Raw genomic sequence first — 21830 nt, 5'->3', positions numbered from 1 at the left:
TGTACCGGCCAGTATTTTTTATATACTCCAGCTGTAGCCCTCCATTCCTGAGCCTCACTCCATAACCCCCATTTGCTGCAAATACGCCGTATATCCGGTACTTTTCGCTAACTGCTGAATAAAATAGTATACATACCGCAGGTTCGCAAGCGATTCTCGAGCCAGAAAGGAAGGGATCATACATGAGATTCACTTTCCCCATTCTTACCTTATGCCATGGCGGGGCACAACGCATGCTCGTGGAGCTCACGAATGGTCTTACTGCCAGAGGGCATCAGGTGGTGATCCTCATGCCGCTTGGAGGCGATGTTTCTTATGAAGTCCATTCCACTCTGCTGATTACCGATTATACGCTGCTCCGTGAATCCGATTTCCCGGTCAGCGATATTATCGTTTCGAATTTTTATACAACGGTTCCGGTATCACAGGCTGCAAGCCAGAATGGCAAGGGCATCCATATCCGCCTGTCCCTGTGTTACGAACCGCTGTTTCTGCCGCAGAATGAGGTATCCTTTCCCTCCTATCATACCACCGATAAGCTGATTGTTCTGTCCCAGTGGCAGCAGGAGTTAATTGAGCTTGGTCACGGCATTAGCGGAAGCATTGTGCCTGTAGGGATCAGCTCCTCTTTTCAAAATATGCATATCCGCCACAAGCTTCAGGAGCCGCTGAACATTACCGCCATCCTGCGCAAAGTGGAGAACGGCTTCTCCTGGCACCGTGAACAGGATTATCTGGTGAAGCAGCTTGATATCGTGAAGCATAATGTTCCGGGGGTAAATATCAATTTCATCAGTCCGCCGGATGAGTTCTACAGTTCGGATTCACTGCAAAAAATGAAGGCCAGCGGCAAATACCGCTTTTTCACGCCCCTGAATGATGATGAACTCTGCTATCACTATAACGGGGCCGATATTTTTGTCAGCTCCAGTATTTTCGATACCGGATCTTTGCCGGGCCTTGAGGCCATGCGCTGCGGTGCTGCGCTTGTGTCCGTATACTCGGGAGGGAATCTGGAATATGCCCGCCACGAAGAGAACTGCCTGCTGTCCTACCGGTACGAGAACCGGATTGCGGAGGATGTCATCCGGCTGATTCAGGACCCTGCGCTCCGTGTCCGCCTTGCCTCCCGGGGGGAAGCCGATTCCCGGGCCTGGACCTGGGAGAACAGTGTCAGGATTATGGAGCAGACCGCGCTTGGCTTCCTGACTGGAAATCCAATAAACACTCCGCCCAAATCAGCGCTTCTGCAAAGACTAGGCGGCTTCAGATTGCGCAGGAAGTAATCCTGCTCCGGACACGGAAATACAGAAACAGGCCCAACTTGGAAGCACATGAGTTGGACCTCTTCTGTATGTCTGCATCCGCTTAAAGTATGCTTCAATTTCCGAAGATAACATCCTGTTTGTCTAGCCGCGTGTCATTCCACACCGCCGCCAGTGTATCCGGGAAGATCGTTGCCGCAGTAATGTAGTCACCAATCAGCACTGAAGGTATCGGTGAGCTTCCATTCGGATTGGTGGATACATCGGACACTCTACGGTTCGCGAAGGACAAGCCGCTGTTGATGGATTCAGCCACAAACACATCCAGCAGGAAGCCGTTCAGCCGGTTCGTATAATAGATTACACGCACCGTTCCATTGGACGGCGAAACGGTGATCGCAGGCGAGAAGTTCTGCGACCCCGGCGGTGCGCCGGTGATGCTGACCGGCTGCGACCATAGCAGGCCGTCCGGTGAGCGGGAGAAGAATATATCCGCATAGCCCAGCCGGAAATCATTCCACACCGCATATACGAAACCTGCGAAGGGTCCCGGCGAAATATCGGCTCCAAGGGCCAGATTCGTCTGTACCCGGAAGGCATAATTCGGGACAGGCAGCGGACTAGGTACCGGGACTGTATTCGCCAGGAAGGTAGCTCCCCGGGTTACAGGAGGGCTAAACGTAACGCCTCCATCCTGGGAGACCCGGATATAGGCATATTTCGGGCCTGGCCCGAGCTGGATATAGCCCACATATACCTGGCCCGCAAGCCCGACAATCAGAGCTGCCCGTTCCAGGTCGCCCCTTGGATCGGATATGCGCTGCGGCGGCTCCCAGCTCATGCCCTGATCCAGCGAACGCTGGAAGAAGATGGCGGCATTGGTCGCCAAATAATACAGCGGCGTATAGCCCACATAAGCATGACCCCGGTACGGGCTGGAGGGAGAACGGTCGACCGCAAGAAAGGGTTCGTCGTTATGAACGTATAAACCATACCCCCGCTGGACGATCACCGGCGGATTGAAGGTCAGCCCATTGTCAAAGGTGGTATACGTTGCGATTGTCCCGTCATTGAACTCATTAAAGAAGTGGACAGCGACGATAAACGTATTCGGAAACGTATAATCAATTGTCGGTGCCTCCGCGCTCATAAATCCCGGAGCCTGCGGCAGAATTGTCGCTGACCAGGTCGCTCCGCCGTCTATGGAACGGTAGAAGCCGGTCAAAGCTGTACCGGTACTGGAATCTACCGCTACCGCACACATAATATTAGGGTCCAGTTCATTAACCGCGATTGAAGGCTCAATATGATTGCCTGGCAGTCCTGCGGTAATATTGACATTCGCCAATAAATATCACCTCACTTCAAGTAGGAATAATGGACAGCCGGTCAATGTATGTAAGCTCAGGCTGAAGGATTTGCTCGATGATATTTCCGGCAGCATCTAGTGCAAATACATTCACGATTGTGTTGACTGCACTATAAAAGTTGATCTGTGCTTCGTAATAGTTAGCAGCATTCACCGAATACGTCTGCACAACCAGCTGCTGGGGATCCACTTGAAACAAAGCCTCACCCACTGGTACCCGCGTGAAGCTGCTGCCGATGAAATGAAAGATCTGCAGATTAATATTAATGGCTACGATAATGGAATCATTCAGGCAGGAAATTTGAATCCGGTCGATATGTGACGTTCCGGCGGGCGGATTGTATACCGCTCCCGTTGTATAGGGCATAATTCCCGTACTCCTTCCCGGCTTCTGTCAAGCAGAGCATTCATGATTAGCCTTTCTCTTCTCCTCTCTTAACAACAGGCTGCATATCTCTCCATTTCTATGTATATGTAGACCGTTATTTGTCCAATGAGCAAATATATGTAAGAAGGTTGTGATTGGCTAATGAGGAGGACTGAGAAACCCCTATTTGAGCAGATCAGGCGGTTTCACTGCCCAATCGGACCGAGAATCCTTTATAGGTCCCGTTACGCCGCATTTCGGGCTCCAATGAACAATATAAGCGATTCTCAGTCCGCTTCGACGGCAGGGGTGAGTGATCAGCTAATAAAGCCGGGGAACTCCATCCCCGGCTTTATGCTAAGAAACCGACAGCCCCGAGAACACAAGCGGGCCTATAATGGTCGGCGGATTCACGCTGCTAATCGAGGAAGCAATGAGAGCATATCCATAATAACCGGCGGCAATCCCACTGTCGGTGAAGGCTAGATGGATGGCTTCATAATTACTCCCGGTCCAGGAGCTGGACCTTGCAGTGAATATCTGTACTGCATTACGAACAATGGTAATGATCAGATCCGAAGTGCTGGGACTGCTGTTCTGCAGGCCGATCGTTGCCTCCAGCAGTACTAAACCGTTAGCGCCGACAGATACCCCGAATTGTCCCAGGACAGTACTGTTTGGCAGGCTCATTACGGGAAGGGTGGCGGATTGACTGAAGCTCGACGGGACACTTTTGCCGAAATCAATAATGTTCATTATTGCTCACACCAGGGAAAGGCCCGAGAAATCCACGGGACCAATCAGATTAACAGCATTTTGAACAGAGGAGTTCACAAGTGAGACCGTTAAGGTGTAAGCGAAATACCCTGCCGGAAGACTGGCATCCACATAAGAAAGACTGACCAGATCATATTGCCCGGTGCTAAGCGCCGTGGTCCGGAGTGTGAATACGGGCGCCCCTGCACGCAAAATAGTAAATAACAGGTTGGGACTGCCTAACACGGTTTGCACACCTATAGAAGCATTAAGCAGTACGCTCCCGCCTTGAGCAGTCGCAAGCCCGAACTGGGTGAGCGTATTGCTGGCCGGAGCAGCGAGAACCGGTATAGCAATCGTTTGGCTGAAGCTGGTAAGTGAACTTTTGCTGAAATCAATAATTTGGGTCATCCCCTAACCTCCCAGTTACAAATTCAATCTCGTATATAATATGGTGAATTTAACTTACTGATTGGACTAACACCATTCCGGCACATCATCGGCCCGCATGAAACCATGACATCTATGCATAGTCACTGCTCCATGTATGGTTTACACTAAAGCTATATACACTAGGGTTATCGGAGGTGGGACAATGAATTCGCACGAAGAGCAGAAGGAAGCCACGGGGCTTGAATTTAAATACATGGTCAGCGGAGATTCGATCTCCAAGGGTGTTGTCTATGATGAAGCAAGAAGCAGGTATGTCATTCTGGAGGATAACTACGTGTCCCTGCTGCAGGGCAAGCTTAAGGGAGCTATGCGTAATACCGCCAGATTCGGCAATACGCTGATGAAGGGCTTCGGCAATCTGAAACGCGATGTGCTGAAAGACAAACCGGATGTGGTACTGATTGAATACGGAGGCAATGACTGCGACTATCACTGGGAAGAAATTGCAAGCAATCCCGAAGCAGAGCATAACCCCAAAACTGATTTCCCGGCGTTCGAGCGGATGCTGCTGGATATGATTGATTACCTCAAGAATCAGGGGATTACGCCTATTCTGATGAGTCTGCCCCCGCTGAATGCGGACAACTATTTCAAATGGGTCAGCGGCAATAATCCGGACACCGAACTGAACATTCTGAAATTCCTCGGCAGCGTTACCAAGATTTACTGGTGGCAGGAGCGGTACAACTCCGCAATTATCAAGGTCGCCGAGAGCACCAAGACCAAGATCATTGATGTCCGGGGCGCATTCCTGCAGCAGCCGGATTACACCAAGTTTATCTGCCGGGACGGAATCCACCCCAACCGGGAGGGCCACCGGATTATTTATGATAAGGTCATGGATTTCATCCGCACAAGCGAACCGCAGCTTCTGCTGGACAATTCGGCGTTGCCGGGACACTGATTTCCGGACAAGCGGAATATAGGTCTAGCAAAAAACCGAAATATCAGTGCAGCCCCTGCGGGCTCCATACATAAGGGTGTCCCAATCCGCCATTGTCACGCAACGGCGGATTGGGACACCCCTTTTTTATCGTCACAGGCTATGAACGCCTCCGGTACACTCCCGGTGCAACGCCGTACCGCTCCCGGAATACCCGGTGGAAGTAGGTATAGCTGCCGAAGCCGGTCTCCTCAGCAATACGCTCCAGTGTATAGTTGCTGTTGTCCATCAGCCGAAGCGCCATCGCCAGACGGACCTGCACCGCATACTGCATCACCGAATACCCGAATTGTTCCTTGAACAGGTGAACCGCCCGGGTGACGCTGATTCCTGCGTGGCGGGCCACATCCTCCAGCCGGATGGAGGATGTCGCATGCTCTTCCACATAATTCTTGATCTTCAGTCCCTGCAGGAGTGAAGAGGAGGAGGAGGCCGGCGCTTCGGCGATAGCCCGGTCCAGCAGCAGGCACAGGGCCTTGAACAGCGCCTCAAGAATCTCCGGGCTGCCTCCGTCGATCCGCCGCTTTTCCAGAATTAATTGCTGCCAGATGCTATGCAGCTTGCTGTCTTCGGCAATCCTGGACTTCTTAGCCCTCACCTGCTTGTTCCACCACTCATCCACCCATTCACCTGTACACATGACATAGTAGTCTGCGCTGAAGCCCAGCGGACTTTCTTTCTCGCCAATCCGCAGATCGTAGAGCTCGCCGGGACGGAACAGCAGCAGATCACCCGGCATCACCGTGACCATCACCCCGTCAATCAGCGCTTCACATTCCCCTTCTGCCTGGAGCCTGATGATATAGGTATCCAGCCCTTCCCGGAACAAATGCCAGAACGGCTGGATATGCCGGGAAAATGAGCTGAGATGAATGTCTACCCCGGTTGTACCCATCCTGGATCACCCTTCCTTGCTCTTGCCTCATGACCAGATCGTTGAGGTTCTTAACCATATTGTTTCTTCAAAGTGCAGCGGAATACCTTCTATAATGAGACTATTCCTACAAACTTTCAGGAGGTAACATAAGTCCTATGAGCAGCCCTACAGTCCGCGTAATCCAGACAGCCAAAGAAACCGGTGACCGGTTAACAGAATTACAGCCTCTGTCCTTCCGGCCCGATTCCGAAGAGAAGGAAATGGAATTGATTAACGTTTATGAGGATTTGGAATATCAGGAAATTGAAGGCTTCGGCGGTGCGCTGACGGAAGCCTCTGCAGTCACGCTGGCCAAGCTTAGTCCGGAGAAGCAGCAGGAAATAATCGATGCCTACTTCCATCCGGAGCACGGAATCGGCTACACCCTGTGCAGATCACATATCCAGAGCTGTGACTTCTCAACAGGCAACTATGCTTATGTAGATGGCGTTGACCCGGAGCTGGCTACTTTCAATATCTCCAGAGATCAGGAGTCGATACTTCCGTTAATCAAACGCGCGGCTGATGCTGTGGGCGGGAGCTTCCGGCTGTTCTCCTCCCCATGGAGCCCTCCGGCCTTCATGAAGACGAACGGCGAGATGAATAACGGCGGCAAGCTGAAGCCGGAATACCGGGAAGCCTGGGCTAATCTGTTCGTGAAATACATTCAGGCTTACGCTGAAGCCGGCATCGATATCTGGGCGGTCAGTGTGCAGAATGAAGCCAAAGCCAAGCAGATCTGGGATTCCTGCATTTATACTGCTGAAGAAGAGAAGGACTTCGTACGCGATTATCTCGGTCCTGCCCTGGAAGCAGCCGGCTTAGGCCATGTCAAAATCATGATCTGGGATCATAATAAAGAACGGGTCTATGACCGGGCGAAGACCGCTTTTACAGATCAGGAAGCAGCAAAGTATATCTGGGGCATCTGCTTCCACTGGTATTCCGGTGATCATTTCGAAGCCTTGAGCGCTGTACATGAGCGTTTTCCTGACAAAAAGCTGTTCTTCAGCGAAGGCTGCCAGGAGGGCGGCGTACACCTCGGCTCCTGGAACACCGGTGAACGTTACGGCCATGATATCATCGGCAACCTGAACAACTGGATGTCCAGCTGGACGGACTGGAATATCGTCCTTGATGAGCAGGGCGGCCCGAATCATGTAGGCAACTTTTGCGATGCACCGATTATCGGCGATACCCTGAAGGATGAAGTAATCTATGAGAGCTCGTTCTATTACATCGGGCATTTCAGCAAGTATATCCGTCCGGGCGCCGTCCGTGTAGGCACCTCCAGATATACCGACAAATTCGAAACTACGGCGTTCCGCAATACAGACGGCACTTATGCCGTAGTCGTACTTAACCGCACGGACAGCGGGCTTCCATACACCCTGCATTTCCGGGATCAGCTGGCGGAGGGTTCAATTCCGGCCCATGCGATTCAAACCCTGCTGTTCCAATAAAAAACACATAAAGGCGCTCCCAAGCTACGGCTTGAGGAGCGCCTTTATTCATTTGGCCGGTCTGCATTTATTCGCCGCTTCTGTACCGCTGTCAAGTAACCCTGCTATTCCTTCTTCTCCCCGGCGGTCTCCTGCGGCTGAAGCGAAACATATTTGTCCCCCAGGAGCTTCTGGAAGTAGGTCCGGTTATACAGCATACTGGGATGACTGGGAAGGTGACGCAGTGCCGTTTCATTGAACATATTAGCCCGTTCATGCTGGCCCAGCCGGTCGTAGCAGAGCGCAAGCTGCAGATTCGGAATCCAGGTGGCGAAGGCTTCATTCTTCACGCCCATAGACTCTGTCTGCCGCGGCAGCATAACAGCGAGCTCATACCAGTAGATAGCCGGGTGAAGCTTGCCCTGCTCCACATGCCAGGCACCGAGCCGGCAGCAGAACTCGGCACGCGGAGAATCGTACTGGAGCGTCCGGGTAATCGCAGTGAACGCCGCTTCCTTGTCACCCAGCCGCTCCCGGCATTCGGCCAGCCGCAGGCAGGCCTGAATATTATCTTCAATCCAGCCTTGGCCTCCGTTCAGAAACTGCTCGTAATATTGGCTGGCCTCCTCATGGATTCCATGATCGCGCAGCTCATTGGCATAATAATATTGATCGCGCGGAGAGAAGACTTCCCCCTCAGCCACCCGCTTGCGATAGATCCGCAAGTTGCGGTCCGTATACGCTTTGTCTTTCTCATGGGTAATACAGACGTCACTGCTGTAAGAAGGGCCGTATACCTCGAGGTATTCATGCACCGGGCCGATCCATTTGAACCCGCAGGACCGGCGGACCAGCCGGTTGCGCCGCAGGGACGTAACGACCTTCCCCTCCCCGTCAAAAGCAAGATTATACTGCATGTTCACACTGTCCACATTCTCCGGCAGGGCGTGCTTCAGCTCCCTGAGCCGCGCATGATCCTCATCCTTCAGATAATCATCCGCATCCAACCAGAAGATGTATTCCTTGGTCGCCTTACTGAAGGCGAAATTGCGGGCAGCAGAGAAATCTTCGATCCAGGTAAAATCATATATCACCGCTCCGAAGGTTTCCGCAATCTCCTTGGTTCTGTCCGTCGAGCCTGTATCCACAATGATAATCTCATCCGCAATCGCTCCAATGGAAGTAAGGCAGCGGGGCAGGCTCTTCTCTTCATTGCGGACAATCATGCATAAGCTGATTTCTATCATGGCAGCCTCCTAATCGTTATCCTCTTATATAAATATGCAGCCCCCTCCAATTGGAACTCCCGTTCCTACCCAATCTGCCGCCCTTAATGCCCTCTATATAATTTTATTCAGCACAAAAGAAACTTTCCGGAGGATGCAGAGGTCAATACAGTAGAGAGAAAAGGGAGGGACCGTATGTACGGTGCAACGAAGGATTCCAATACTATGAACGCCGCCGCGTTAAAGACACTTATGGAAGACTATGGCGAGGATGTATGGAACTATGCCTACTACCTGGCCCGCAGCAGAAGCGCTGCTGATGATATCTCCCAGGAGACCTTCATCCGGGCTTATAAATACAGGGATACTTTTCGCGGTGAAGCTTCAGTCAGAACCTGGCTACTGCGGATTACCCGCAACCGCTGGCTGTCCTACCGCAGCAGCAGCTTCATCCGGCGGGTAACCTTACAAGCTCACGCTGGCAGATCCGGCTCAAGCCCATCCGCTGAAGAGGTGTTTTTGCAGCAATCCTTGAGCAGTGAGGTGTTTAAGGTAGTCCTGCAGCTGCCTCGTAACGCCAGGGAGGTTCTTATGCTCTATGCCCACTACGGACTCAGCATGGAGGAATTGGCCGGAATGCTGGGGATATCCTTATCTGCAGCCAAATCCAGACTGCACCGCGCAAGGCAGCAAGCCAATGAATACTGGAAAAAGGAAAAGGAGTTGAACAGATCATGAGCAAATTACCGGAGGAATGGGAACAGCAGTTGAAGGAGAAGCCTTTTGAGGGCATGAATTTCACTCCGCAAATGCAGAAGAAGATAGAGCAGCGTCTGGGAGGGTATCAGCCCAAGCGCAAGCGTTATAAGATTCTTGCTTACGCAGCGGTACTGCTGCCGGTCATGGCCATGCTGCTATGGTTCGGTTACAGCGGCCTGGAACCCGGCAAGCTTGCCGGCCGGATAACTCCCCTGGTATCGGAAGCTCCCCCGCCCCGGGAAACCGGAGCTGCGGATTTCTCCCCCGCTCCCACCGGCAATAGCCAAAGCGTTCCAAGCAATGATTATGCGGTTGGCATCCGCAGCATTTATAATGCTGAAGTCCCTTTCCCTTCTGTTGAAGACAAAAGGGCTGAAGTATCGATCCCGCTGACTGCCATCCTTTCAGTTCCCGTTCTGGACGACGGTAACAGTCCTGCACATGTCACTCCGCCCCCGTTGCCCAGAATGACCTTCCCGCTGCCGGCCGGCATGGAAGACAAGCTGCAGGCGGCCCTCATCTTCCAGGGCGATACCGGCAGTGCTTATATCCTGCTGGCCCCTGCCGGCTGGAAAGCTTCGGCCGTTACCGGAGCCAACGGCTCCCTTGGGGCGACATTTGAGGACCCGGAAAATCCGGGGCAAACTTTGCAATATACCGATAATGCCTGGGGCTGTCAGGGCTGTGCAGTCGGCAGCATCGGGACCTATTTCCCCGGAAAGGCAGAATGGGCGGATGAGTATGGATTGACCATTATTCCTCCTGCGTTCACCGAACAGTATATGGCGGGAACCAGAGGAGCGGATGCACGCACTGTACGGTATTCTCTGCCCGCGGAAGCCAGGGGGTATGAAACAGCCGGAACGGCCTACTATGATGAAGGCGAATGGGGGTATCTGTTCCGCAAGCTGGAGATGACCACCTCTTCAGCCTTTGACGGGCAGGATGTGATTGACAGCATCCAGGGATTTTTTGCAGCCAACCATGGCCCGCTCCTCCTTCCTGCAGTGCAGAATCCGGAATCTGCCGCAGGCAGTGCAGAGTATACTACGCAGTCTCTCTACCTGGCGCTGGAACAGCGGGGCATGCAGCTCAGTCTCGTCCCGGATACCACTGAGCTCATGTTCAACAAGCAGCTGGCCGGTGTCTGGCCTGAAGAATTGCTGATCGATAAGACCGATACACCGGCCCGGCCGGACCGGTTGTCCGTCTATACCTATGCTGACAGCCTGGAATGTGCCGAAGGTCTGGCTGCGTTGAAGCTGGAAATTAACCGTACGACAAATGATGGAGGAGCTCGGATATACCCTCATGTCTTCAGGGGAGGGAAATTCCTTGTGGTGTATTGGATGGGCGGGGACAGTGCGGAGCCCTACGTTTATGACAAGGCCATCAAGCTGGCGCTGCGCAGCCTCGAAGGCAGATCCGCCTCTGAAACGGACTGAGATTCCGTTTATTTGCTCCCGCATCACTTATCCCGGCTGCACACATAGGTTATTCTCAATTCTTATCTTTGAAAATAGTACTGTCATGCGGACAGCTAGAGTGTTTTTTGTTATAATGTCGTAGAGCAAGTGGAAACGGCGTTGCCGTCCTTTTAAAGGACGGTACCGTTTCAGCGAGAAATAGAAGGATAAGTTATCGTGTGAAACATATAAACGCTTATATTTTTAAAAAGTTGCACCCAAAACAGGCTCCATACCATCCATATACAAAAAGGGGACGTTACCTTTGTCAAAAATCATCAAAACCTTAACCATTGCCGGCAGTGACTCCAGCGGAGGCGCGGGCATTCAGGCTGACCTCAAAACCTTTGAGGAATACGGCACCTATGGCTTCAGCGCACTGACTACAATCGTTACCATGGACCCCGACCGGGGCTGGCACCATAATGTATATCCGATCGATGCCGCAATCGTCGCAGAGCAGCTCAAAACGATCTTCGCCGGCGGTCCCGTAGACGCGATGAAGACGGGTATGCTGGGCAGCGTGGAGATCGTGCAGGTTACCGAACAGGCGATCAAGGACAATCTGCAGACTAACGTGGTTATTGACCCGGTGATGGTCTGCAAAGGCGAAGATGAGGTACTGAATCCGGAGAGCGCCAATGCGATCCGCGATCTGCTGCTGCCTCTGGCTACTGTAGCGACACCGAACCTGTTCGAAGCAGGTGTCCTCTCCGGACTGGGCAGGCTGACTACTCTTGAAGAGATGAAAGAAGCGGCCCGCCTGATCCATCAGCTCGGCACCAAGAATGTTGTCGTCAAAGGCGGCAAGGCACTGGGCGGCGACATGGCGATCGATATCTTCTTCGACGGCAGCGAATATCTCGTTCTGGAGACGGCCAAGATCGAACCCGCCCACAATCACGGAGCCGGCTGCACCTTCGCTGCCGCTATTACCGGCGGCCTGGCTAACGGTTTGTCGGTGAAGGAAGCCGTAGTGAAAGCGAAGGACTTCGTGTCCGCAGCCATCCGCAACGGTTATGCCTTTAACCAGTATGTCGGCCCTGTATTCCACGGCGGCTACCGTCTGGAGAACTAGGAACAGCCAGTCTGCCGGATAACGGCGCAGCAGCAAAAAACCTCTCTTCGGGAATGGGTGTGAACAACCATTCGAAGAGAGTTTTTTTGTTATTTTCAGAGATGCTGATCTCTGTATTCTATTTACTTCGCGGCTTGTTCCTCCGCAATATGCTTCACAAACTCAATCGTCTTATCCTTATTGTCTTCGCCAAGCACACCGATAATGATCGATTTCACATTGTAGTCAATGGGCAGCGCAGAGATAAACGGAGAGTCCATAATATTCACACCATACAGCTCGCGCTTGCCGGTATCTTCATTCGTTCCCCATCTCATACGTGTATCGTCAGCAGCCAGCTTGCCGTCCGCCGTAATGGGTTCGAGATTCTGGAATCCGGCCTGTCCGCCGATCCACTCGATGGTCGCATCATCCATAATGACGATATCCGGCCGGTTGGCCGCCAGCTCGACCACAGCCTTCTGCATATGGTTCATATCCAGCGTATCAGCACCTTCTCCGGTCTTGGGCAGATACACAATGGTCGCCTCTACCCGCTTCCACTGCGGATAAGCGTCAATGACCGCTTGCTCCAATGCCGCTGTATCCCCGCTGCTGTCCTTGGCCCCGAAATTACCCACGAACATAATGGTCGCATCCACCGGCGGCAGCGAAGCAAGATACTGTCTGTGCTGATAGTTATCGTACAGTGCCTTCCCGCCAAAAATGAGCACAAGCACTGCGACGATGGACAGGATAACATGCGTTTTGTAGAGCCGCATAAAGCGTTCCCATTTGCTTGCAGTCCCGGAGAACCGCCCGTATTTGGCTAGACGCTGGTCTTCAGCTTCCTGAATCTCCTGCTCGTCCCAAGTATCCAGAATAAGCTTGTACGCCTGGAAATCCGCTTCATAGTCCGCTATTTCTTCATCCGTAGAAAGGGTCCGTCTGCGCTTCAGGAGCAAATCGAACCGTTTGTTCAATTCCTCTCTGGTTACGGTTTCAGTTAATCCTAGCCGCGCGTACGCTTGCTTCAAGTTATCGTTCACATTCAGTTCTCCTTTGATATGTATGATGCCATAATTCTATTTTAACAGACTTCGCCCTGTATTCTCCACTCTGGCTATAGATGCTCAGAACAGGCCCGGCGTCTCCATCAGCAGGAACTCCGTTTCGCTGTCCCCATAACGGTTGATGAAGCTCTGCCCGGGCAGGAAACCCGCCTTCTTATACAAGGCAATAGCCCGGAGATTAAAGGCCGCAACCGACAACCGGAACCGCTTCGCGTCATAGGTCCCCTGTGCAAACTTCATACCCGCCTGCAGAAAAACAAGCCCTTTTCCAGCGCCGGTCAGGTCCGGCCTTAATCCCAGTCCGATATCAAGCGCTGTACCATCCAGATAATATCCCAGCTCTACCCCTCTTCCCACCTGGGCATTCCTCCCGTAACAGAAGAATCCGGCCAATTCCCCTTCCGCAGTGCGTACGCCGAAGTAGGAGCCGTCCATCAGCTCTTCGATATCCTCCGTTCCAGCAGAATCATCCAGCATATTGTACAGAGAATATGGCGGTTCGTATTTCCAGTTCAGAATCTCTCTGGCTGCCGGCTCATCCATTAACCGGATCTGATAACCGCTGTATGGTTCGCTGATCATAGTTTAACACCTCCTGTTTCCTGTTTCCTGAATTCTGTGGGCGCAAGCCCGGCATGCTTCTTGAATTGCCTGGAGAAATAGAACAGATCGCCGAAGCCGAGCTGGTCGGCAATCTCGCTGACCGAACCGGAGGTGGCTGCCAGCAGGTCTTTCGCTTTTTCAATCTTTTGCCGGGTGATGTATTGGATGGGGGGCACGCCGATCTGCTGCTTGAACAGGCGTATGAAATAGTTAGGGTGCATATGCGCAATTTCGGCAAGGTCATGAATGGTAATATTGTGTTCGATATTCGCGGCGATGTAATCCAGAACGGCTGTCAGCTTCCGGGCGGAGCCCAGATTCTTATAAGAGATTTCATCCAGCCTGAGGTTCATGATGTAATAGGAGATCAGCTCCAGCAGCTTGCTCTTGGCCAGCAGCGGGGCATATACAGCGTCCGATTGGGCACTCCCGGTAATCCCTTTGAACGCCGCCTCGACAGCAGCAGGATTCTCCGGAATGCATACATGGCTCATCTCCAGGATACGGAACAGATTAATCTCTCCGACCTTGGCGCTGAAATGACACCAGTATTTGAGAAAAGGGCGTTCGCTGATGCATGAGTAGGACTGCTTCACACCCTCAGGCATCAGGATCAGCTCCCCCGGCTGCGGATAATATTCCTTATCCCCGATCTTCAGCCAACCTTCACCGCCGCAGATGTAATAGAACTTGCTGTAGTCCGGAGTGTAGTCCAGATCCCTCCACTGTGTAGTGCACTGGTTATAGTCCGCCATGAGCAGGTCGACCTTCAGATTGGATAAGTAGCTGGTGAGCAATGCGTGATGATCCATCGTTCAGACCGCCTTAAAGGTTATTTTTGTACATCAGAAAGTTAATCCCGTACATTCTTAATCCCCCTGCGGCCCGGTACAATGAAAGCGTTATATTAATCGCGGGAGGATGAGAAACTGACTATGAACATGACTGATTATTTGCACCTTATCGACGAGACCATTAAGAACGGCCCCTATAAGGATGATTGGGATTCGCTAAGTACGTATGAGGTGCCGCAGTGGTACCGCCAGGCCAAATTCGGCATTTTCATTCACTGGGGGCTGTATTCTGTTCCGGCCTTCAGTAATGAGTGGTATTCCCGCAATATGTATATCCAAGGCACGAAGGAATATGAGCATCATCTGGCTGTCTACGGGAACCACAAGGATTTCGGTTATAAGGATTTTATTCCCTTGTTCACGGCGCAGCAGTTCAACCCGGACGAGTGGGCTGCCTTATTCCAAGCCTCCGGCGCCAAGTATGTCATTCCCGTTGCAGAGCATCATGACGGCTTCCAGATGTATAAAAGCGCTGTCTCCCATTATAACACGTACGAGATGGGGCCCGGGCGGGATATTCTCGGCGAGCTGAAGGCCGCCTTCGGGAAGCATGATCTGGAGCTGGGCGTCTCCTCCCACCGTGCAGAGCACTGGTTCTTCATGTCCCACGGCAAAGAGTTCGACTCCGATATCCATGAGCCGCTGGAACGCGGCGATTTCTACTGGCCGTCCATGCCGGAACCTGATCATCACGATCTCTACGGCTCTCCCCCGTCTGAAGAGTATCTGGAAGACTGGCTGATCCGCTGCTGCGAGATGGTCGACCAGTATCAGCCTAAGGTCTTCTATTTCGACTGGTGGATTGAGAATGCTGTATTCAAGCCGTATCTGAAAAAATTCGCCGCCTATTACTACAACCGGGCTGCTCAGCGGGGAACTACGGCTGCCATTAATTACAAACATGATGCCTTCATGTTCGGCACAGCCATTCCCGACGTAGAACGGGGGCAATTCGCTGAGCTGAAGCCGTTCTTCTGGCAGACGGATACAGCAGCCGCACGAAACTCCTGGTGTTATACGGAGAATAATGACTTCAAATCTGCCGGAGAGATCATCCGCGATCTGGTGGATATCGTCAGCAAAAACGGCAATCTCCTGCTGAATGTGGGGCCGCGGGCTGACGGCAGCTTTGCCGATGAAGATAAGGAGATACTGGCTGCTATAGGCGGCTGGCTGGGCACAAATGGTGAAGCCATCTATGAGAGCTCCTTCTGGCGCACATTCGGTGAAGGGCCGACACGCATTGAAGAGGGACAGTTCACCGACGGCAGCGCCAAGGTGTTCACCTCTGAGGACATCCGCTTCACCGTGAAGGGGAGCTGCCTGTATGCAACCGTCCTGGTATTCCCTGAGGATGGCGCTGTGCGCATTACATCACTTAGGGAGAAATCCCCCTATTTCGAGGGTATCATCCAGAAAATTTCCGTGCTCGGTTTCGATGAACAGCCTGCCTGGGAGCGGAATGCAGAAGCGTTAACGATCCGCACCACAGCGGTGGCCAGCGCCCTGCCGGTTGTGTTCAAGCTAGAGCTTGCCTGATCTTTACCTATTACTCTTCACAACGGAAGGAATAACCAGCATGAGCGGATGGACTGAAGCCATGAAGCAGATTATTGAGGAAAAATTGAAGTGGGATATTGCGGATACAACCATTGAATACCAGCAGGATGGCTTGACGAATCAGAATTATATTATTACGAACGGTATCCGTAAGCTGGCGCTGCGCATTAGCGGCGGGAATGCGGACAGGCTTGGCATTAAGCGGGAAGCAGAGCTTGCCGCTATGCAGGCGGCGGCAGACTTAGGGATAGGTGCAGAGGTAGTGTATTTCTCCACGGAGACGGGTCATATGGTCACAGAGTTTATTGATGGCGTGAAATGGAACGACGCAGATGCCGGCACCGATGTGAATATGAAGCGGATCGCCGATACTTTGAGGAAAGTGCATGCCCTGCCGCCGGTTCCCTATGCATTCTCGCCTTATCAGGATATTACAGACCGGATACAATTTGCCGCCCGGCACCAGCTCGGGCTTCCCGGAGATCTGGACGAGTTCCTGGAGAAGCTTGCGGCCATTCAGCAGGCCAGGGCGTCAAACGGACAGCAGCAGCTTGGGCTGTGCCATAATGATCTTTTTACAAACAACTTCCTGGATGACGGAACGGTGCGGCTGATTGACTGGGAATATGCGGGAATGGGCGATATCATGTTTGATCTGGCATGTGTATGCTCGGCGTATTCCCTGCCACAGAAGGAAACCTTCCTTGCCTGCTACTTCGGGCATTATGATGCAGATCTCCTGCATAGCCTTGAACAGATGTCTTACGTGGTCACCTTCTGGAATGCGATGTGGGCGGTACTGCAGACACATGAGTCTAAGCCGGTTGTTGAATCCGCAGCGTCTGCTGAGCCGGCTGCAGATTACCGCCAAATCGCGAATTGGATGTTCGCCCGGCTGAGGGAGAGTCTATGATACAGATTCGAATTCGAATCCGAATCCGAATCCGGAGCCTGGCGGCCCCTAATCCAGACCATGCAGGCGCCTCCACTCTTCGGGCTGCATACCGGTCATCCGTTTGAACACAGCACAGAAGTAACTGACATTCTCGAACCCTGCCCGCTGGGCGATTTCATAGACTCTCTGCCCTCTGCTGCTGAACATGAGCTGTTTGCTCCGGTTCACCCGCTGTTTGTTAATGTAGGCGACCGGCCGCTCGCGGACGGTGCGCTGGAACAGCCGGCACAGATACTGCGGCGACACTTCAGCCACCTCGGCCAGCTCCTTAAGCAGCAGCGGACGGTGCAGGTGGAGCTCTATATATTGCAGCACCGGCTTCATCCGCTCCAGCTCATTATCCTCATTCGAGGCGGGAAGCAGGCTGCGTTTCAGATCCAGAAGCAGCGAGTACAATAACTTCGAACGTTCCAGATTATCCTGAAGCTCATTGCCGTATGAAAGGGTAAGCATCTCCTCCAGCGGTTTCAGGATGGGCTGCTCTCTTAAGCTCCCCATTCCTGACTCGCGTATACCGGCATAGAGCAGCATCTGGGCCGCTTCCCGCCCGTTAAAGGAGATCCAGGCCAGCTCCCATTCCCGGCTCAGCGGTGCATACGAATGGGGAACATCCGGATAGAGAAACATGATATCACCGGGACCTGCAGTATAACGTTTATCCCCGATAGTCAATTCGCCTTTTCCGCCAAGTACCTGGTGCAGCTGGTAATCCGGAAAGCCCGTAGGCCGGAGAGTCTCTTCCTGATGCTCCCAATACCCGATGGTTGTGGCATAGAGCGGCAGCGGAAGCGTTTCTTCCATTTCGCTGAAGATCATTGTACTTCTCACAGGCGTCCCCCTTTCTGTAAAAGCCCAGCGGGTTCTAACCGCCGGTATTCCTGTCCCGCCTCTCCATCATAACGGCCCGCAGTTTCAAATTCCAGTCTATTCTTGTTTCATATTTTGATATATTTGATGAATATCATTATATATACCCCAGACATTCTCCATTCTATAATATGAATATAACAATATAAGGAGATGTTAACTTGCGCCATAAGCTCTCATACCAGCAGCCTGCAAACGGATATCCGGAATGGAATAATAATCCTGAGCTATTTCAATTGAACCGGATAGACGCGCATGCCTCCATGATGTCTTTCCCGGCAGTGGCTGAAGCCCTGCAGGGAACTAAAGAAGCCTCCTCCCGTTATCAATCCTTGAACGGAACCTGGAAATTCACATTCGCCGAAACTGCGGAAGCACGGATCAAGGATTTCTATACTGCCGGTTATGACTCCGGAGACTGGGCGGATATTACCGTACCCTCCCACTGGCAGTTCCAGGGATATGATTATCCGCAATATACCAATGTCCGTTATCCATGGGCCGTGTCCGAGCCGGAGCTGAAGCCGCCTTTTGCCCCGACCGTGTACAATCCGGTAGGCTCTTATATCCGCACCTTCACCGTACCCGAGACTTGGGATGGGCAGCCGGTGTACCTCAGCTTCCAGGGGGTTGAATCCGCTTTCTATGTCTGGGTGAACGGCGAGCTGGCCGGATACTGTGAGGATACCTTCACGCCATCCGAGTTCGATATTACCGCTTATCTGGTACCCGGTGTCAACAAGCTGGCTGTAGAAGTCTACCGATGGTGCGATGCCAGCTGGCTGGAGGATCAGGACTTCTGGCGGCTGAGCGGAATATTCCGCGATGTTTATCTGTGTACTGCACCGCCTGTGCGGGTTGCTGATTTCTACGTCCGCACAGATCTGGATGAGAAGTTTACCGATGCGCAGCTGAATGTAAATCTGACGATTGAGAATTATTTTGACAAGGTGATTGAGTCCCATTCGGTACAGGTCCAGCTCTATGACGGTAAGGAACAGCCCATATGGGCTAAACCTGTCTCCGCCTCTGTCGCTTTCGGTCAGGACGGAGTTCAGCAGCTAGAGCTGTCCGCAGCAGTGACGAACCCGAAGAAGTGGAGCGCCGAGAAGCCTTATCTGTACACACTGGTTATTGCTGTATCGGATGATCAGGGACAAGTGCTGGAAGCGGTCAGCTGCAAGGTAGGCTTCCGTACCTTCGAGATCCAGGATGGTCTGATGAAGATCAACGGCAAACGGATCGTGCTCAAGGGTACCAACCGTCATGAATTCTCCTGTGACACCGGCCGGGCGCTCTCCAGAGAAGATATGATCACCGACATCAAGCTCATGAAATCGCATAATATCAATGCTGTGCGGACTTCCCATTATCCGAATCAGTCCGTATGGTATGAGCTGTGTGACGAATACGGTCTCTATGTCATCGACGAGACGAATCTGGAGACCCATGGCTCCTGGCAATACGGGCAGCAGGAGCTGCATGAGCACAATGTCCCTGCCAGCCGGCCGGAATGGCGCGCCAATGTCATTGACCGCTGCAATTCCATGATGCAAAGAGACAAGAATCATCCGTCGGTCATCATCTGGTCGCTTGGCAACGAGTCCTTCGGCGGCGATAACTTCCTGGCCATGCACGACTATCTGCGGGAAGCCGACCCGACCCGTCCGGTGCATTACGAAGGGATTTTCCATTACAGAGCATCGGAAGCCGCAAGTGATATCGAATCCACCATGTACATCAAACCGGATGATGTTGAGAGATATGCGCTGAACCATCCCAAGAAGCCATACATTCTCTGTGAATACAGCCATGCTATGGGCAACTCCTGCGGCGGTTTGCATCTGTACACCGAGCTGTTTGACAAGTATGACATCATTCAGGGCGCTTTTATCTGGGACTGGGTAGATCAGGCGATCCGCACTACTACAGCTGACGGCACAAGCTATCTGGCCTACGGCGGTGATTTCGGGGAAAATCCGCATGACGGCAACTTCAGCGGCAACGGCCTGCTGTTTGCTGACCGTACGGTTACTCCCAAGCTGCTGGAGGTCAAAAAATGCTATCAGAGCATTGTCCTCACCGCGCTGGACCTGAACACCGGACGTCTGCAGGTTCGCAATAACTTCCTGTTTACGGATCTGGAAGACTATCAGCTGCAATGGAAGCTGGCGCTGGATGGAGAAGCCGTCCAGGAGGGAACGCTGCCTCTGTCCGCAGCACCCGGTGAAACCGCTGAAATTGCCGTTCCGTACGATCACAGCCTGCTTGAAACCGGCAAAGAAGCTGTACTTACGGTCTCGTTCTTCCTGCAGGCCGAAACAGCCTGGGCAGGTGCAGGCCACGAAGTCGCCTGGGAACAGTTCATTCTGTCCCCATATATTCCGGCCGCCACTCCTGTTAATCCAGGGAGTAAGCTGCAGGTCAATGAGCAAGACGGGCTGGTGACATTTGCAGGCAGCAGCTTCGGAATATCGTTCGACACGGCATCCGGCGCCCTGGTTTCTTACCAGTCTTCCGGCAAAGAGCATCTGCTTGCACCGGCAAGACCTAACTTCTGGAGAGCGGTAACCGACAATGACCTCGGCAACAAGCATCCCGAGCGATGCGCAGTCTGGAAGGAAGTCTCTTACAGCCGTCAGCTCACCGGGTTCAGCTGCCGTGTAGAGGGCAGTCTCGGTTTCGTGACTGCTGAGTATCTGCTGGATACCCAGCCGAAATCCCTGCTGCGTGTTCAATTCGAGATCCGCACAGACGGCTCGGTAGAGATTGTTCAGGTGCTTCAGCCGGGCAGCAGCAAGCTGCCGGAGATTCCGGAATTCGGCATGGCCTTCGAGCTGGACAGCAGCCTCGACACCATCTCCTGGTACGGCCGCGGCCCGCATGAGAACTACTGGGACCGGCAGTCCGGAGCTCCGCTGGGACGTTACAGCGGCTCGGTCAGCGGGCAATACACACCGTATCTCCGTCCGCAGGAATGCGGCAACAAGACGGATGTAAGATATGCCTCTGTCACTGCAGGCAGTGATGGACACGGCTTGCATGTAGAAGGCGCGTTGCCTATCGAAGTCAACGCCCTGCCTTGGAGTGCAGCTGAGCTGGAAGCCAGCGATCATGGCTACAAGCTACCTGTATCCAACAAAACGGTGCTGCGCGTGAACTACAAGCAGATGGGCGTCGGCGGTGACGACAGCTGGGGCGCCCCGACCCATGAGCAGTTCACCCTGCCTGCTAACCGTGCGTATTCGTTCCGCTTCACGCTTTCACTCGTTTAAGTTGCCTCACAAACTGAACAGCGAGGCATAGAAGGATAAGTTAGCATGTGAAACATGTTATATTTTCAATAAAGAGGTGTCCCGGCAGCCGGTTCTGCGGCTTGGGACACCTCTTTTCGCTTGCTCATCATCTGCCCATCAACTGCTGAACTAAGCCTCACCGCACGAAATTGAGCTTCAATCCTCCTCATGCGCCCTGGCGAATAAAATTCTCTGCCGGATGCTTGTGAGGTAATAACCATTTTTTAAAAATCATGCCCAAAATACAACATTTCCCTTATAATTCCGGGCATAATCCACTTTTGTTGTATGAAATACAACATTTTTCTCTTCTCCAAGCGGATTAGCAGCCCAATTGTTGTATTTCATACAACAATCTATCCCCACACCCAGGTTTCTGCGAAACCAAGTTGCAATACGTACAACATTTAAGCTTTTACAGTGTAAATTTAAGCACCCGTATTCAGCATTCACTGGTCTATGAAGTTGAACTATCCGGGCAGTAAATGGCTGCGTCCCCTTCAGTTTCTCAGCAAATATTTATCTTGAATAATCCCTTCACTCCGGTGAAAATAAAGTCATATAGCAGCATTACAGAGATTAAACTAGTGTTAACCCTGAATA

Annotated in this window: 19 protein-coding genes; 9 read left to right on the top strand and 10 right to left on the bottom strand. The window is 52.5% G+C overall.

Going from position 1 to position 21830, the window contains the following annotated elements; translation table 11 throughout:
- The first annotated feature begins 182 nt into the window (after window positions 1-182).
- Window positions 183-1286 carry a glycosyltransferase family 4 protein gene (locus tag NSU01_RS13495; protein WP_076246651.1) on the top strand — a complete coding sequence of 368 codons (1104 nt, stop codon included), beginning with the start codon at window positions 183-185 and terminating at the stop codon, window positions 1284-1286.
- 94 nt (window positions 1287-1380) lie between these two features.
- On the opposite strand, the gene NSU01_RS13490 is transcribed toward NSU01_RS13495, so the two are convergent.
- The 4 genes from NSU01_RS13490 to NSU01_RS13475 form a co-directional block, all read right to left on the bottom strand.
- A complete protein-coding gene (locus NSU01_RS13490) occupies window positions 1381-2613 on the bottom strand; it encodes a hypothetical protein (RefSeq protein ID WP_042136089.1) in 1233 nt (410 codons plus the stop codon).
- Window positions 2614-2629: 16 nt separating this feature from the next.
- Entirely contained in the window at window positions 2630-3001 is a 372-nt protein-coding gene (locus NSU01_RS13485; protein WP_042136087.1) for a hypothetical protein, read from the bottom strand.
- 357 nt (window positions 3002-3358) lie between these two features.
- Window positions 3359-3757 carry a hypothetical protein gene (locus NSU01_RS13480; protein WP_076246653.1) on the bottom strand — a complete coding sequence of 133 codons (399 nt, stop codon included), beginning with the start codon at window positions 3755-3757 and terminating at the stop codon, window positions 3359-3361.
- Between the two features lie 6 nt (window positions 3758-3763).
- Window positions 3764-4168 (bottom strand): hypothetical protein, encoded by a 405-nt coding sequence (locus NSU01_RS13475; protein WP_076246655.1) that lies wholly within the window; start codon window positions 4166-4168, stop codon window positions 3764-3766.
- A 184-nt stretch (window positions 4169-4352) separates the two neighbouring features.
- Here NSU01_RS13475 and NSU01_RS13470 point away from each other — a divergent pair, with 184 nt between their 5' ends.
- Entirely contained in the window at window positions 4353-5114 is a 762-nt protein-coding gene (locus tag NSU01_RS13470) for an SGNH/GDSL hydrolase family protein (protein ID WP_076246657.1), read from the top strand.
- Window positions 5115-5253: 139 nt separating this feature from the next.
- Here the strand turns inward: NSU01_RS13470 and NSU01_RS13465 are convergent, their stop codons facing one another.
- A complete protein-coding gene (locus NSU01_RS13465) occupies window positions 5254-6048 on the bottom strand; it encodes an AraC family transcriptional regulator (protein WP_042136081.1) in 795 nt (264 codons plus the stop codon).
- A 137-nt stretch (window positions 6049-6185) separates the two neighbouring features.
- Between NSU01_RS13465 and NSU01_RS13460 the strand changes: the two genes are divergently transcribed.
- Complete coding sequence (locus NSU01_RS13460; RefSeq protein WP_076246659.1) at window positions 6186-7532, top strand: glycoside hydrolase family 30 protein; 1347 nt, start codon at window positions 6186-6188, stop codon at window positions 7530-7532.
- Between the two features lie 104 nt (window positions 7533-7636).
- On the opposite strand, the gene NSU01_RS13455 is transcribed toward NSU01_RS13460, so the two are convergent.
- The gene (locus NSU01_RS13455) at window positions 7637-8758 is read right to left on the bottom strand and encodes a glycosyltransferase (protein ID WP_042136080.1); all 1122 of its coding nucleotides are present in this window, start codon (window positions 8756-8758) and stop codon (window positions 7637-7639) included.
- A 174-nt stretch (window positions 8759-8932) separates the two neighbouring features.
- On the opposite strand from NSU01_RS13455, the gene NSU01_RS13450 reads away from it, so the two are divergent.
- The 3 genes from NSU01_RS13450 to thiD all read left to right on the top strand — a co-directional run bounded on the left by NSU01_RS13450 (window position 8933) and on the right by thiD (window position 12040).
- Window positions 8933-9475, top strand: a complete 543-nt coding sequence (locus NSU01_RS13450) for an RNA polymerase sigma factor (RefSeq protein ID WP_076246661.1) — start codon at window positions 8933-8935, stop codon at window positions 9473-9475.
- Complete coding sequence (locus NSU01_RS13445; RefSeq protein WP_076246663.1) at window positions 9472-10941, top strand: DUF4850 domain-containing protein; 1470 nt, start codon at window positions 9472-9474, stop codon at window positions 10939-10941. The genes NSU01_RS13450 and NSU01_RS13445 overlap by 4 nt, the downstream gene beginning before the upstream one ends.
- Window positions 10942-11227: 286 nt before the next feature.
- Entirely contained in the window at window positions 11228-12040 is an 813-nt protein-coding gene (gene thiD / locus NSU01_RS13440; protein ID WP_076246665.1) for a bifunctional hydroxymethylpyrimidine kinase/phosphomethylpyrimidine kinase, read from the top strand.
- A 122-nt stretch (window positions 12041-12162) separates the two neighbouring features.
- On the opposite strand, the gene NSU01_RS13435 is transcribed toward thiD, so the two are convergent.
- The 3 genes from NSU01_RS13435 to NSU01_RS13425 form a co-directional block, all read right to left on the bottom strand.
- Window positions 12163-13068, bottom strand: a complete 906-nt coding sequence (locus tag NSU01_RS13435; protein ID WP_042136074.1) for a hypothetical protein — start codon at window positions 13066-13068, stop codon at window positions 12163-12165.
- Window positions 13069-13152: 84 nt separating this feature from the next.
- Window positions 13153-13674: a GNAT family protein gene (locus tag NSU01_RS13430; RefSeq protein WP_083705666.1), complete on the bottom strand. Its 522-nt coding sequence runs from the start codon at window positions 13672-13674 to the stop codon at window positions 13153-13155.
- Window positions 13671-14507, bottom strand: a complete 837-nt coding sequence (locus NSU01_RS13425) for an AraC family transcriptional regulator (RefSeq protein WP_076246667.1) — start codon at window positions 14505-14507, stop codon at window positions 13671-13673. The genes NSU01_RS13430 and NSU01_RS13425 overlap by 4 nt, the downstream gene beginning before the upstream one ends.
- A gap of 123 nt (window positions 14508-14630) precedes the next feature.
- Between NSU01_RS13425 and NSU01_RS13420 the strand changes: the two genes are divergently transcribed.
- Together NSU01_RS13420 and NSU01_RS13415 are read left to right on the top strand one after the other, a co-directional pair.
- On the top strand, window positions 14631-16088 hold the full coding sequence (locus NSU01_RS13420; protein ID WP_076246669.1) for an alpha-L-fucosidase: 1458 nt from the start codon (window positions 14631-14633) through the stop codon (window positions 16086-16088).
- A 40-nt stretch (window positions 16089-16128) separates the two neighbouring features.
- A complete protein-coding gene (locus NSU01_RS13415) occupies window positions 16129-17022 on the top strand; it encodes a choline/ethanolamine kinase family protein (protein WP_076246671.1) in 894 nt (297 codons plus the stop codon).
- 48 nt (window positions 17023-17070) lie between these two features.
- Here NSU01_RS13415 and NSU01_RS13410 read toward each other — a convergent pair whose 3' ends face one another.
- A complete protein-coding gene (locus NSU01_RS13410) occupies window positions 17071-17892 on the bottom strand; it encodes an AraC family transcriptional regulator (protein WP_042136069.1) in 822 nt (273 codons plus the stop codon).
- Between the two features lie 200 nt (window positions 17893-18092).
- Here NSU01_RS13410 and NSU01_RS13405 point away from each other — a divergent pair, with 200 nt between their 5' ends.
- Window positions 18093-21206 (top strand): glycoside hydrolase family 2 TIM barrel-domain containing protein, encoded by a 3114-nt coding sequence (locus tag NSU01_RS13405; protein ID WP_076246673.1) that lies wholly within the window; start codon window positions 18093-18095, stop codon window positions 21204-21206.
- Window positions 21207-21830 lie beyond the last annotated feature (624 nt).

Origin of the sequence: Paenibacillus sp. FSL H8-0259 (assembly GCF_037963255.1) — a bacterium.
Taxonomy (GTDB): domain Bacteria; phylum Bacillota; class Bacilli; order Paenibacillales; family Paenibacillaceae; genus Paenibacillus_AQ; species Paenibacillus_AQ phytohabitans.
Note: the sequence above shows the minus strand (reverse complement) of the source record. Positions and strands in the feature narration are given on the sequence as shown.